Annotated in this window: 12 protein-coding genes; 3 read left to right on the top strand and 9 right to left on the bottom strand. The window is 66.3% G+C overall.

The window, feature by feature from the left end; translation table 11 throughout:
* Nucleotides 1–39 precede the first annotated feature (39 nt).
* The 7 genes from AC3WLC_RS05925 to AC3WLC_RS05895 form a co-directional block, all read right to left on the bottom strand.
* On the bottom strand, nt 40–2,997 hold the full coding sequence (locus AC3WLC_RS05925) for a 2-oxoglutarate dehydrogenase E1 component (protein ID WP_493682994.1): 2,958 nt from the start codon (nt 2,995–2,997) through the stop codon (nt 40–42).
* Nucleotides 2,998–3,130: 133 nt separating this feature from the next.
* Nucleotides 3,131–4,015: a succinate--CoA ligase subunit alpha gene (gene sucD / locus AC3WLC_RS05920; RefSeq protein ID WP_092156813.1), complete on the bottom strand. Its 885-nt coding sequence runs from the start codon at nt 4,013–4,015 to the stop codon at nt 3,131–3,133.
* Nucleotides 4,016–4,024: 9 nt separating this feature from the next.
* Nucleotides 4,025–5,221, bottom strand: a complete 1,197-nt coding sequence (gene sucC, locus AC3WLC_RS05915) for an ADP-forming succinate--CoA ligase subunit beta (RefSeq protein WP_493682993.1) — start codon at nt 5,219–5,221, stop codon at nt 4,025–4,027.
* Between the two features lie 73 nt (nt 5,222–5,294).
* A complete protein-coding gene (gene mdh / locus AC3WLC_RS05910) occupies nt 5,295–6,257 on the bottom strand; it encodes a malate dehydrogenase (RefSeq protein WP_291680556.1) in 963 nt (320 codons plus the stop codon).
* Nucleotides 6,258–6,501: 244 nt separating this feature from the next.
* A complete protein-coding gene (locus AC3WLC_RS05905) occupies nt 6,502–7,104 on the bottom strand; it encodes a TetR/AcrR family transcriptional regulator (protein ID WP_493682992.1) in 603 nt (200 codons plus the stop codon).
* A gap of 2 nt (nt 7,105–7,106) precedes the next feature.
* Nucleotides 7,107–8,285, bottom strand: coding sequence for a cell division protein ZapE (zapE, locus tag AC3WLC_RS05900; RefSeq protein WP_493682991.1), 1,179 nt, complete (start codon nt 8,283–8,285; stop codon nt 7,107–7,109).
* 88 nt (nt 8,286–8,373) lie between these two features.
* Complete coding sequence (locus tag AC3WLC_RS05895; RefSeq protein ID WP_493682990.1) at nt 8,374–9,237, bottom strand: LysR family transcriptional regulator; 864 nt, start codon at nt 9,235–9,237, stop codon at nt 8,374–8,376.
* A 97-nt stretch (nt 9,238–9,334) separates the two neighbouring features.
* Between AC3WLC_RS05895 and AC3WLC_RS05890 the strand changes: the two genes are divergently transcribed.
* Nucleotides 9,335–9,931, top strand: coding sequence for a LysE family translocator (locus AC3WLC_RS05890; protein ID WP_493682989.1), 597 nt, complete (start codon nt 9,335–9,337; stop codon nt 9,929–9,931).
* A 162-nt stretch (nt 9,932–10,093) separates the two neighbouring features.
* Nucleotides 10,094–10,711: a GNAT family N-acetyltransferase gene (locus AC3WLC_RS05885; protein ID WP_493682988.1), complete on the top strand. Its 618-nt coding sequence runs from the start codon at nt 10,094–10,096 to the stop codon at nt 10,709–10,711.
* A 157-nt stretch (nt 10,712–10,868) separates the two neighbouring features.
* Here AC3WLC_RS05885 and AC3WLC_RS05880 read toward each other — a convergent pair whose 3' ends face one another.
* Nucleotides 10,869–11,585, bottom strand: coding sequence for an AprI/Inh family metalloprotease inhibitor (locus AC3WLC_RS05880; RefSeq protein WP_493682987.1), 717 nt, complete (start codon nt 11,583–11,585; stop codon nt 10,869–10,871).
* A gap of 175 nt (nt 11,586–11,760) precedes the next feature.
* Here AC3WLC_RS05880 and AC3WLC_RS05875 point away from each other — a divergent pair, with 175 nt between their 5' ends.
* Nucleotides 11,761–12,189 carry a RidA family protein gene (locus AC3WLC_RS05875; RefSeq protein WP_493682986.1) on the top strand — a complete coding sequence of 143 codons (429 nt, stop codon included), beginning with the start codon at nt 11,761–11,763 and terminating at the stop codon, nt 12,187–12,189.
* A gap of 10 nt (nt 12,190–12,199) precedes the next feature.
* On the opposite strand, the gene AC3WLC_RS05870 is transcribed toward AC3WLC_RS05875, so the two are convergent.
* Complete coding sequence (locus AC3WLC_RS05870; RefSeq protein WP_493682985.1) at nt 12,200–13,777, bottom strand: OpgD/OpgG family glucan biosynthesis protein; 1,578 nt, start codon at nt 13,775–13,777, stop codon at nt 12,200–12,202.
* Between the last annotated feature and the right edge of the window lie 72 nt (nt 13,778–13,849).

Raw genomic sequence — 13,849 nt, 5'->3', positions numbered from 1 at the left:
GTTTTCGGAAAAGATCATGCTCCGCTGAGTAAATCCGGATCAGGCCGCGAAGGCCTCGTCCAGGAAGGCGTTGAGCTGGGCGAGATGCTTCGACATCAGGCCGGTCGCGGTCGCGGCCGAGGCCGGGCGGCCGACATAGCGCGGCCGCTTCGACTTCGAGCCGGCATGGCCCAGCACCCACTCTAGATAGGGCTCGACGAAGGTCCAGGAGCCCTGGTTCTTCGGCTCTTCCTGGCACCAGACGACGTCGGCGCTCTTGAAGCGCGCCAGTTCCTGCGCCAGCGACTTCAGCGGGAACGGATAGAGTTGCTCGACGCGCATCAGGTAGACATCGTCGAGCCCACGCTTCTCGCGCTCCTCCAGCAGGTCGAAATAGACCTTGCCCGAGCAGAGCACGACGCGGCGGATCTTCGAATCCTTGACCAGCTTGGTGGTCGACTTGCCGCGCTCGGCATCGTCGTGCAGCACGCGGTGGAAGGTCGAGCCCTCGGCCAGCTCGCTGAGATCGGAGACGCAGCGCTTGTGACGCAGCAGCGACTTCGGCGTCATCAGGATCAGCGGCTTGCGGAAGTCGCGCTTCAGCTGGCGGCGCAGGATGTGGAAATAGCTCGCCGGGGTCGAGCAGTTCGCCACCTGCATGTTGTCTTCGGCGCACATCTGCAGGAAGCGCTCCAGGCGGGCCGAGGAGTGCTCGGGGCCCTGGCCCTCATAGCCGTGCGGCAGCAGGCAGACGAGGCCCGACATGCGCAGCCACTTGCGCTCGCCCGAGGAGATGAACTGGTCGAACACGACCTGCGCGCCATTGGCGAAGTCGCCGAACTGCGCCTCCCACATCGTCAGCGCATTCGGCTCCGACAGGGTGTAGCCGTATTCGAAGCCGAGCACCGCCTCTTCCGAGAGCATCGAGTTGATGACCTCGTAGCGGCCCTGGCCCTCGCGGATATGGTTCAGCGAGGTGTGACGAGCCTCGGTCTCCTGGTCGATCAGCACCGAATGGCGCTGCGAGAAGGTGCCGCGCTCGCAATCCTGGCCGGAGAGGCGGACCGGGTTGCCGTCGAGCAGCAGCGAGCCGAAGGCCAGCGCTTCGCCCGTCGCCCAGTCGATCCCCTGCCCGCTCTCGACCGCCTTGCGACGGTTGTCGAGGAAGCGCTGGATCGTCTTGTGGACGTTGAAGCCTTCCGGGACCTCGGTGATCTTCTGCGTGATTTCCTTGAGCGTCGCTTCCGGCACGCCGGTGGCGCCGCGGCGCGGATCGTCCTCGTCGGCGCGGATCGCCTTCATGCCGGCCCAGCGGCCGTCGAGCCAGTCGGCCTTGTTCGGCTTGAAGGCCTGGCCGGCGTCGAACTCGACCTCGAGCCTGTCCTTCCAGGCGGCGCGCATCTGGTCGAGCTCGCCCGGCTGGATCACGCCCTCGGCTTCGAGCTTGGCGCTGTAGAGCTCCAGCGTCGACTTGTGGCCGCGAATCTTGCGGTACATCAGCGGCTGGGTGAAGCCCGGCTCGTCGCCTTCGTTATGGCCGAAGCGGCGATAGCAGAACATGTCGATCACGACCGGCTTGTGGAACTTCTGCCGGAACTCGATCGCGATCTTGGCGGCGAAGACGACCGCTTCCGGATCGTCGCCGTTCACATGGAAGACCGGGGCCTCGACCATCTTCGCCACGTCGGACGGATAGGGCGAGGAGCGCGAATAGCGCGGATAGGTGGTGAAGCCGATCTGGTTGTTGATGATGAAGTGCAGCGAGCCGCCGGTGCGGTGGCCCTTCAGGCCCGACAGACCGAGGCATTCCGCCACGACGCCCTGGCCGGCGAAGGCTGCGTCGCCATGGATCAGCAGCGGCAGCACCTTGGAGCGCTCGACGATGTCGCCGAACTGGTCCTGTTTGGCGCGGACCTTGCCGAGCACGACGGGGTCGACGATCTCGAGATGCGAGGGGTTGGCGGTCAGCGAGACGTGGACATTGTTGCCGTCGAACTCGCGGTCGCTGGACGCGCCGAGATGGTACTTGACGTCGCCCGAGCCCTCGACGTCGTCGGGGGCGAAGGAGCCGCCCTTGAACTCGTGGAACAGGGCGCGATGCGGCTTGCCCAGCACCTGGGTCAGCACGTTGAGGCGGCCGCGATGGGCCATGCCGAAGACGATGTCGCGCACGCCGAGCGAGCCGCCGCGCTTGATGATCTGCTCCAGCGCCGGGATCAGCGACTCGCCGCCATCGAGGCCGAAGCGCTTGGTGCCGGTGAACTTGAGGTCGAGGAACTTCTCGAAGCCCTCGGCCTCGACCAGCTTGTTCAGGATCGCCTTCTTGCCCTCGCGGGTGAAGGCGATCTCCTTGTCCGGGCCCTCGATCCGCTCCTGCAGCCAGGCCTTCTGCTCGGGGTCGGAGATGTGCATGAACTCGACGCCGAGCGTCTGGCAATAGGTCCGCTGCAGGATCGCCGTCATCTCGCGGATGGTGGCGAACTCCAGGCCGAGCACGTTGTCGATGAAGATCTTGCGGTCGAGATCGGCCTCGGTGAAGCCGAACGCCGCCGGCGACAGCTCCTCCGGATCCTTCTGGCTCTCGATCCCCAGCGGGTCGAGCTGAGCGTGGAGGTGGCCGCGCATGCGATAGGCGCGGATCAGCATGATCGCCCGCACCGAGTCGCGGGTCGCCTGCTGGACATCGGCAGCGGACAGGGTCGCGCCGGCGGCCTTGGCCTTGGCGCCGAGCTTCTCGCCGACCGCCTTCTCGACCGCAGCCCAGTTGCCGTCGAGCGCCGAAACCAGCTCGCCGCCGGCCGGGATCGGCCAGTTCGGCTTCTTCCAGGACGCGCCCTTGGCGTTGTCGACGATCGCCTGCTTGTCGTCGTTCAGCGCGGAGAAGAAGCCCTGCCACTCCGGATCGACCGACTTGGGGTCAGCCTGATAGCGGGCGTAGAGATCCTCGATATAGGCCGCGTTGCCGCCATAGAGGAAACCCGTCTGCGCGAGAGCCTCGTTGATGTCCTGGCGAGCCATGGTCGTCCTGCCTTCTTCCTAACCTGCCGCTTCGTCTTGCCGTCATGCTCGGGCTTGACCCGAGCATCTCTTTGTCGAGCCTGGCTGGTCACGAGATGGTCGGCTCAAGGCCGACCATGACGCAGCCTGCTGCTCAGCCCTTCAAAACCTCGACCAAGGTCTTTCCAAGGCGCGCCGGCGACGGCGAGACCCGGATGCCGGCCGCTTCCATCGCCGCGATCTTGTCTTCGGCGCCGCCCTTGCCGCCCGAGATGATCGCGCCGGCATGGCCCATGCGACGGCCCGGAGGAGCCGTGCGGCCGGCGATGAAGCCGACCATCGGCTTCTTGCGCCCGCGCTTGGCCTCGTCCTTGATGAACTGCGCCGCGTCTTCCTCGGCCGAGCCGCCGATCTCGCCGATCATCACGATCGAGGTGGTCTTCTCGTCGGCGAGGAACATCTCGAGCATGTCGATGAACTCGGTGCCCTTGACCGGGTCGCCGCCGATGCCGACGGCCGTGGTCTGGCCGAGGCCCTCGTTCGTGGTCTGGAACACCGCCTCATAGGTCAGCGTGCCCGACCGCGAGACGATGCCGACCGAGCCTGGCTTGAAGATGTTGGCCGGCATGATGCCGATCTTGCTCTCGCCGGCGGTGACGACGCCCGGGCAGTTCGGCCCGATCAGGCGGGTCTTCGAGCCGGAGAGCGAGCGCTTGACGCGGACCATGTCGAGCACCGGGATGCCCTCGGTGATGCAGATCACCAGCGGGATCTCGGCATCGATCGCCTCGCAGATCGCATCGGCAGCGCCCGGCGGCGGCACGTAGACGACGGAGGCAGTCGCTCCAGTCTTCTCGCGCGCCTCGGCAACGGTGTCGAAGACCGGCAGGCCGAGATGGAGCGAACCGCCCTTGCCGGGCGAGGTGCCGCCGACCATCTGCGTGCCATAGGCGATCGCCTGCTCGGAGTGGAAGGTGCCGTTCTTGCCGGTGAAGCCCTGGCAGATGACCTTGGTGTTCTTGTCGATCAGGATGGACATTGGTTTACCTCAAGCCTTCTTGATCGCAGCGACGATCTTCTGCGCGGCGTCGTCGAGGTCATCGGCCGGGATGACGTTGAGGCCGGAGTCGCGGATGATCTGCTTGCCTTCGGCGACATTGGTGCCTTCGAGGCGCACGACCAGCGGCACTTCGAGGCCGACCGTCTTCACCGCAGCGATCACGCCGCGGGCGATGACGTCGCACTTCATGATGCCGCCGAAGATGTTGACCAGGATGCCCTTCACCTTCGGGTCGGCGGTGATGATCTTGAAGGCCGCGGTGACCTTCTCCTCCGAGGCGCCGCCGCCGACGTCGAGGAAGTTCGCCGGGCTTTCACCGTAGAGCTGGATGATGTCGAGCGTCGCCATGGCGAGGCCGGCGCCGTTGACCATGCAGCCGATCGTGCCGTCGAGCGCGATATAGGCGAGGTCGTATTTCGACGCCTCGATCTCCTTGGCGTCCTCCTCGGTCTCGTCACGCAGCTCCATCAGCTCAGGATGGCGATAGAGCGAGTTCGAGTCGAACGAGACCTTGGCGTCCAGGCACTTGACCTGGCCCTGCGTCGTCACGATCAGCGGGTTGATCTCGAGCATCGCCATGTCCTTGCCGACGAAGGCGGCGTAGACTTGGCCGAGCACGCTCGCAGCCTGCTTGGCCTGATCGCCGGAAAGGCCGAGGGCCTTGGCGACAGTACGGCCGTGATGCGGCATGATGCCGGTGGCGGGATCGACCGAGAAGGTCAGGATCTTCTCGGGGGTGTCATGGGCCACCTTCTCGATGTCCATGCCGCCCTCGGTCGAGACCACGAAGGCGACGCGCGAGGTCTCGCGGTCGACCAGCGCCGAGAGATAGAACTCCTTGGCGATGTCCGAGCCGTCCTCGATATAGAGGCGGTTGACCTGCTTGCCGGCCGGGCCGGTCTGCAGCGTCACCAGCGTGTTGCCGAGCATCTCCTTGGCGTGGCTCTCGACCTCTTCGATCGACTTGGCGAGCCGCACGCCGCCCTTGGCGTCCGCCGGCAGTTCCTTGAACTTGCCCTTGCCGCGCCCGCCGGCATGGATCTGGCTCTTCACCACATAGAGCGGTCCGGGCAGCTTCTTCGCGGCCTCGACGGCCTCCGCCACCGATAGCGCCGGGAAGCCGGCGGAGACGGGCGCGCCGTACTCCTTGAGAACCGCCTTGCCCTGATATTCGTGGATGTTCATGCCTGATGTCCTGTGCCGGTAAAGGGAGAGGCGATGGCGTGACGGCCGCCGGCCATCACGCCATCCGTCTGTCTCACGCCAATGACGCGTCGATGCTCTTGCAGGCGTCGATCAGGCTCTGGACCGAGGCGACCGACTTGGCCAGCATCTCCTTCTCGGCGCCGTTGAGGCGGATCTTGACGACCCGCTCGACGCCCTTGGCGCCGATCACCACCGGCACGCCGACAAACATGTCCTTGACGCCGTACTGGCCCTTGAGCGCGGCGGCCGCCGGCAGGACGCGCTTCTGGTCCTTGAGATAGCTCTCGGCCATGGCGATCGCCGAGGCGGCTGGAGCGTAGAAGGCCGAGCCGGTCTTGAGCAGGTTGACGATCTCGCCGCCGCCCTTGCGGGTACGCTCGACGATGGCGTCCAGGCGCTCCTGCGTCGTCCACTTCATCTTGACGAGGTCGGGCAGCGGGATGCCGGCGACGCCCGAGTAGCGGACCAGCGGCACCATGTCGTCGCCATGGCCGCCGAGCACGAAGGCCGAGACGTCCTTGACCGAGACCTTGAACTCATCGGCGAGGAAGTGGCGGAAACGGGCGGAGTCGAGCACGCCGGCCATGCCGCAGATCATGTTCGGCTTCAGGCCCGAGAACTTCTGCAGCGCCCAGACCATCGCGTCGAGCGGGTTGGTGATGCAGATCACGAAGGCCTTGGGAGCGTATTGCTTGATGCCCTCGCCGACCGACTTCATCACCTTGAGGTTGATGCCGATCAGGTCGTCGCGGCTCATGCCGGGCTTACGCGGCACGCCGGCGGTGACGATGATCACGTCGGCGCCCTTGATGTCCTCGTAGGAGTTCGTGCCCTTGTAGCCGGCGTCGAAGCCGTCGACCGGAGCGGACTCGGCGATATCCAAGCCTTTGCCCTGGGGAATGCCCTCGGCGATGTCGAACAGGACGACGTCGCCCAGTTCCTTGAGGCCCGCGAGGTGCGCGAGCGTGCCGCCGATCTGTCCGGCGCCGATGAGGGCGATCTTCTTGCGGGCCATTGCCGAATCCTTGTTGTTGGATGCGAAAGCAGTTGAAGCCAAAAGCCGTGGGTTCTTTGACCCAAGCCGCTCTCGGGCTCAACCCTGTCGAAAATTGGACATTGGAATGTCCCCAAGCGGCGCTTTCGGCCCTCCGATCACGGAATGCCCAGTAAAACCAAGCCGTTAGAAGCCAACCAACCGAAATGCGCCGTCAACCTGCCACGAAAACGTGCAGTTACATTTTACAAATTTTGTCATTTTTTTAGATGACCCCGGTCGCGAGCGTGCGCAGCGCCACCCTGATCAGGGTGGCGAGCCTCGTATCGACAGAGGTCTGCGGCACATCCGCCTCCAATTCCAGCGAGGCAGGATGGATGAAACGGTGGGTGGCGTCGATCACGAAGGCGATAGCGCGGTCGCGGTCGCGCGGCTCGAAGGCCCCCGTCGCGATGCCGTCATCGATCACCCGCTCGAACAGCGCGCGCACACGCGTGCGGTTGCGCCGGCTGATCGCATGGCGCTTCGCCACTGCCTGGGACAGCGCCGCGAACAGATGCGGCTCGTCGTGGAGCAGGTCGCGGTTGGCCTTGGCCAGCGCCAGGATCAGGCGCTCCAGCTTGTCCTCGGCCGGGTCCGGCCCGTCGGCGATGTCGGCGAGCGAGCGCTCGGTCGCCTTCAGCCAGACATCGACCACCGCGTCGATCAGCGCCGTGCGCGAGGGGAAGTAGCGGTAGACATTGGCATGGGTCATGCCCGCCTCTTCCGCCACCGCGACCACGGTGAAGCGGCGCAGGCCGTGCTGGCGCAGATGCTCGCCGGCGACCGAGAGGATGCGCATCTCGCTCGGTTCGCGCGGCGTCGCCACGCTCAGGTCTCCACCAGCCCGGTCGCGTCGCCGCTCGCGGCCGAGTCGGCCCGGCCGTGCGGCAGGGCGAGATATTCCTCCGAGCGCATCTCGATCAGGCGCGACACGGTCCGGTCGAACTCGAAGGCCTCGCGACCGCTATGGGCGACATAGAGGCCGGTCGGCTCCGCTGCTGCCGAGGCGACGAGCTTCACATGGCTCTCATAGAGCGTGTCGATCAGGATGATGAAGCGCTTGGCCTCGTTGCGCCGCTCGATGTCCATGATCGGGATGTCGTCGAGGATCAGCGTATGGAAGTGCTGGGCGAGGGCGAGATAGTCCGAGGCGCCATAGGCCTGAGCGCAGAGATCGGAAAAACTCGCCCGCGCCACACCGCCCGCCGCCTGCGGCAGCTTGAGCTCATGCCCCTTGATCGAGATGGTCATGGGCGCGCCCTGCGCCACGCCTGTGAGTTGGCTGAAGGCCTTGTCGAGCGCGGCTTTGGCCTTGTCGTCGGCAGGGACGTGATAGGTCGGTGCACCGCCGAGCTTCTCCAGCCGGAAATCGGTGCGCGCCTCCAGCTTGATCACGTCGACCTTGCTGGCGAGCAATTCGATGAAGGGCAGGAAGAGCGCGCGATTGAGACCGCCCTCATAGAGGCGCGACGGCTCGACATTGGAGGTCGCGACCACGGTGACGCCGTCGGCGAACAGCTTGGTGAACAATCGCCCGAGGATCATCGCATCGGCGATGTCGGTGACGGTGAACTCGTCGAAGCAGAGCAGGCTCGCCTCTTCCGCGAGTTCCGCTGCCACCGGCCCGATCGGATCCGGCTCCTTGACCGTCCCGGCCTTGAGCGCCTGGCGATAGGCATGGATGCGTTCATGGACATCGGCCATGAAGGCGTGGAAATGCACCCGCCGCCGTCGCTCGACTTGGACTGTCTCGTAGAACAGGTCCATCAGCATGGTCTTGCCGCGGCCGACCGAGCCCCAGATGTAGAGGCCCTTGACCGCATCCGCCGCCGGCTGCTTGCGGCCGAACAACCAGCCCAGCGCGCTGCTCTTCTTGGCCAGCTTGCGGCTGGCGAGCGTATCGGACAGCGCCTGCAAGCGCCTGACGACGGCGATTTGCGCCGGATCGCGCTCGATCGCGCCCGAGGCGACCAGGGCGTCATAACGTTCGGGGAGCGTGGCAGACATGGCCTGGAGGCGGGACAGCAAGAAGGGACGTCGCCTTCCGGGTTACGGCAGGGCGGGCCGGCCCGCAACCCTCGGCAGGGCCAGCAGGCTATGCGGCCTGCCGCGAGCGCAGCCAGCCGGCGCGCAGATGGCGGGCAAGCTCACGCGCCGCTTCCGAGGGCTGCGAACGCGACAGATACAGCGTGATCGCGAAGGGCGGCAGCTCCGGCAAACCCTGCTCAGCCCCGAGAATGTCGAGATCGGGCGGGACCGTGCAGGCGAGCCAGGCGGTGATGGCCAGGTCGGTCCTGACCGTCGCGGTGGTCGCGTCGATATTGCCGTTCTCGAACACGCTGCGCCACGCCCTCCCCCGATCATCGAGCGCCGTCGTCACCGCCGGGCGGAAGGCGCAGCTGTCGGCGACCAGCGACAAGGGCAGCGGCTGCTTCAGATAGGCGGAGCCGGCCCTGGCGCCGACCCAGACCAGCCGCTCGATGCCGAGGCACTCCCCGCCTGCCGTCGCGAGCGGCTCCTCGACCAGGGCAAGGTCGACCTCGCCCTTGCTTAGCGCCTCCAGCAATTGCGGCGACGAGGCGCAGACCAGCGAAATCTCGACCAAAGGGCTCGCCTCGGCAAAGCCCTTCAGGATCGGCGCGAGCGCGGTGCCGACGAGATCATAGGGCACCCCGAGCCGCACCGTGCCGGCGCAACCCGTGGTCATTTCCGCCCAGATCTCGTCATTGAGGCCGATCAGCCGGCGCGCCTTGGCGAGCAGGCGATCACCTGCCGCCGTCAGCTTCAACCCGCGCCGCTCGCGCAGGAACAGAGCCTGCCCGAGCCGCCGCTCCAGCCGCATGATCTGCTGGCTGACGGCGCTCTGCGTCAGATGCAGTGCATTGCCGGCGATCGTCATGCTGCCATGGTCGGCGACGGCGACGAAGGCCCGGATCAGTTCGAGGTCGAGATTGCGCATCGCCAGCATTATGAATGCTAATGCCAAGTCGCTTCAACATTCGTTTTCATCATTCATTCGACGAACCTAATGCGATGGCTCCGACCCGGAGCCGTCCATGTCACCAGACCAGATCCTGCCGCTCATCGCCTTTGCCGCCATCTCGACGGTGACACCGGGCGCCACCACTACGCTCGCCACCGCCTCCGGAGCGCATTTCGGCTTTCGGCGTTCCCTGCCCTTCATGATCGGCGTCGCGATCGGGCTCGCCGGAATGGCCGTCGCGGCCGCGGCCGGGCTCGCCGGCCTGCTGTTGGCGCTGCCGTCGCTCGAATTCGCGATGAAGCTCGCCGGCTCGGCCTATCTGCTCTGGCTCGCCGTCAGGATCGGGCGCAGCGGCCCCCCGCATCTCGACAGGAGCATTGCCAAGCCGACCAGCTTTCTCGGCGCGCTCTGGATCCAGCTGCAGAATCCCAAGGGCTGGGCGATGACGCTCGGCGCCGCCGCCTCCTTCGGCGAGCTTGCCCGCGGCGCCGGAGAGCTCGCCGCCCTGCTCGGCACCGTCTTCGGCATCCTCGCGCTGCTGTCGCTGATGCTCTGGTGCGTCGCCGGGCTGCTTCTGGCGCGGCTGCTGACGCAAGCCTGGCAATGGCGAGCCCTCAACATTGCGCTCGCCCTGGCGTTGGCCGCATCCATCGCGACGATGTGGCGATAGCGCGCAGCCTTAACCATTCCGGCCAATTTTACAGGCATTTAGCCGTAAATTGCCGCAATTGCGCCTCTTGCATTCCCAGATCGGGAGCGCATCTTGCTCATCGAGTTAGGGAAGACACGCCTCCTTTGGGCAGCGCAATCCGCGCTTTCACAGGAGCTGCAATTGAATCGTTCGATCAAGTCTGGCGCCAAGGCCAGGCACGGCGAGGTCAGGCGTCTCTGGCCTGCCGAGCGCGATCTCTTCACCGCCCATCTGCTTCGCCTCGACGCCGACACCAGGCGCGAGCGTTTCGGCACGGCGGTCACAGATGATTTCCTCCGGAACTACGCCGAAACCACCTTTGGTGTCGGCGGGCTCGTCTACGCCTATGTCGAGGCCGGCGAAGTCCGCGGAGCCGCCGAATTGCGGGGGCTGGAGGAAATCGTCATCCAGACCGGCGAAGCCGCCTTCAGCGTCGAGCGCCCTTGGCGCCGGCGCGGCATCGGCGGAGAGCTGTTCAGCCGCCTGGTCACGGCGGCGCGCAACCGCAACATCCGCACGCTCTACATGACCTGCCTGCCGGAAAACGCCGCGATGCGGAACCTCGCGCGCAAGTTCGAGGCCGAGATGGTCGGCGGCTACGCCGATGTCGAGGGCAGGATCGCGACCGGCGCGCCGACGCCGTTCACCTTGCTGGACGAGGCGATGGACAATGCCCGCAGCTTCGCGACCTTGTCGCTCTCGCTGCAGCGCAGTTTCTGGCCTTCCGCCCTGTTCGGCCGGAGCGCCTCTCGGCACTGACTGTCTACCCCCTCTCCCCTTGCGGGAGAGGGTTGGGGTGAGGGGTTTCGCGACGCTAAACGTCAGCGTCGCGAGACGTTCTCCAAAACGTTTGAAGACCAGCGCGCCCCCTCATCCGGCCCTTCGGGCCACCATCTCCCACAAGGGGAGAGGGGGCTCAGCGGTTCATCGAGAGTCCGGCGCCCGATTTGGTGATCGCGCCATTCATGGTGCCGGCACTGCCGACGCGCAGGCGCGCCACCACCGAGCCGCCCTTCTGGTAGAGATAGACCTCGCCGTCGCGATAATCCCAGGCGTTGACCTGCTGCAGGTCGCGATTGCTGCAGCCTGTAGCGTTGGCGCGATAGAGATCGAGCGAAGGCGAGCTCGAGAGCTGCACCCGGCAGGACCCGCCGGTCGCCTCCTGCGCCGTCCAGTTGCCGATCACGCCGTCACGGTTGGAAACCGAGCCGCTACGTGTCGAACCGCCGCCCGGCGTCGCGCCGGGATTGGCGTTGGCGACCTGAGGCGGCGCCGGCTCGATCGGGCGCTGCTGCTGCACCGGCGGCTGTTGTCCCGGCTGCGCCGCTTGCGGATCGAAGAACGGATCGTTCTGGGGCGGCGCGCCGGGCGCGGGACCGCCGGGCGGATAACCACCCGCTTGCGGCGGTGCGCTCGGGTAGCCCCCCGGCGGCGGCAAGGGCTCGGAGGTGATCGGCGCCGACTGGATCGGCGGTGCCGATTGCAGCGGCTCGCCATAGACCGGCGCACGCGCGACAGCCTGGCCCGAACCTGATCCATACCCGCCGAAGCGCTGCGATCCCGCGCAGGCAGTCAGCAGCATGAGAGGCAGCAGGCTCGCGGCCCGCAGCAGCGCAGAAGTCCTCAAGCTCATCCCCGTCGTCTCGCGCAGTCGCCGTCCGAAGGCATTGTGCCCATCCCGCCTGAACGCGGCATGAAATCTGGCATGCGCGTTCAACGCTGCAAAAGATGCGATGGTCAAGTCTCAACATGGTTTTGCAGCACGCATATGGCGTGGCAGAACGGTGCCCCGCCATCCGGACCATCAGATGAAGCCGCTCGCCCCCTCCTCGATCCGCGCCCCGTTTGCTCGCTACAGCCATGGCGTCGAACTGCCCGCCGGCCAGCGGCTCGTCTTCTGCTCCGGCCAGCTCGGCATCGCCGCCGACGGCACGATTCCGGAAGGAGCCCGGGAGCAGGCCGATCTCTGCTTTGCCAATATCGCCGCGATCCTGGGCGAAGCCGGGATGGCGCTGAAGGACATCGTCCGGATCAACGCCTACGTCACCGACCGCGCCCATATGAAAGGCTACATGGAATCGCGCGACGCCCATGTCGGCACCCCGCCGCCGGCCTCAACCCTGATGATCGTCTCCGGCTTCACCCTGCCGGAGTTCAAGGTCGAGATCGAAGTGGTCGCGGCTGCGCCCGAGAAGCGGCGCAAGGCCGCGCGCAGCAAGAGTGCGCCGCAGTTCTAGTCGGCCGCCGTCAGCTTGCGTCGGGCGCCCGCCAGGGGAAGCTCCAGGTCTCGGTCAGGGTCTTGCTGCCGCTCTTCAGGAAGGCGCGCATCTCGGCGAGCTGGCCCGGCTCGACCACGATGTCGATGAAGGCGCGGAAGCCCTCGGTCTTCGGGTTCGGCACCAGGAAGGCGCGGTTGATCCGACCATAGGCGATCGAGGGCACGATCTCGACCTTCTCCGGCTGCTTCAGATGATAGCCGAGATCGCCACCGGCGAAGTCGACGATGAAGCGGCGGGTATTCTCGGTGACGGCCTCGCCCGAGCCGAGCGCCTTGGGCTTGGCCTGGTAGGTGTTGATCGCCCGCCCGCCCGGATGCAGCTCGCTGGAATCGAGCATCGCGGTGAGCTTGTAGCCGAAGCGGAACTCGCGGCCCGGCTCCAGCGCCAGCTTCGGCGCCCAGAGCGCGACGATGTTGTCGTTGGTCTCGTCAGTGGTCGGCAACTCGATCAATTCGACCACGCCCTCGCCCCAGTCGCCCTGCGGCTCGATCCAGTAGGATGGCCTGAGCTCGTAATTGAGGTCGAGGTCCTGATAGTGCTCGAAGACGCGGTCGCGCTGCATCAGGCCGAAGCCGCGGACATTGCGCTCGACGAAGGAGGAAGCTGCCGGGACACGGGCGTTGCGCAAAGGGCGCCAGATCCACTCGCCAGTCGAGGAATGGATCAGCAGCCCGTCCGAATCGTGCAGCTCGGTGCGGAAATCGTCGTGGAAGCGCCGGTCGTTCTCGCCGGTGAAGAACATCGAAGTCAGCGGCGCCAGACCCAGCTTCTCGATCGGCTTGCGCGGGAACAGCACCGCGCCGACATCGACCACGCTGTCGCCGTCCGGATAGATATGGAAGCGATAGGCGCCCGCGACGGACGGAGAATCGAGCAGCGCATAGACCGTGATACGGTCGGCATCCGCGGCCGGCGTCTCGACCCAGAATTCGCGGAAGATCGGGAACTCCTCGCCGCCCGGCACGCCCGCACCGATCGCAAGGCCACGCGCCGAGAGACCGTAGCGCTGGCTGCGCCCGAGCACGCGGTAATAGCTCGCGCCGATGAAGGAGATCAGCTCGTCGAAGACGCGCGGGTCGTTGAGCGGGTAGTGCAGCCGGAAGCCGGCGAAGCCGAGATTGACCGGCAGGGGCTTCTCGAACTTGGTCCGCCCGTAGTCGAAGAGGTTGGCCGAATAGGGCACTGGCGTCGGTACGCCGTCGCGGATCACGTTGACTGTCACCGGCCGGGTGAACAGGAAGCCGGGATGGAACATCTGCATGCGGAAGCCGGAATTCGACTGGGCGAGCAAGGCTCGCTCCGGCCGGAAGCGGATTTCGCGCCAGGCGTCGAAATCGAGCCGCGTCAGGGCCTCCGGCAGCGCCGGCCCCGCTTCATAGGGAACGGCGGCGACCTCGCGAGCCCGGCGCACCACCTCGTCGAAGCCGAATCGCGGCTGCGGCGGCGCCTGTTCGGGCTGCTGCGCCAGCAAAGCCTGCGGCGCGGCGGTGGCGCACAAAGCGGCGCTCAGCCCGGCCAGAACCCGGCGGCGATCGGTAACCGTCATGATCGAAGCTTGCCCCTTGGATATAAGCGCGCGAAGGCGCGCTGCGCCAACGACTTAGGCGATGAAATGGGG

The sequence above is a fragment of the Allobosea sp. GW821-FHT03A12 genome (genome assembly GCF_058986765.1).
Note: the sequence above shows the minus strand (reverse complement) of the source record. Positions and strands in the feature narration are given on the sequence as shown.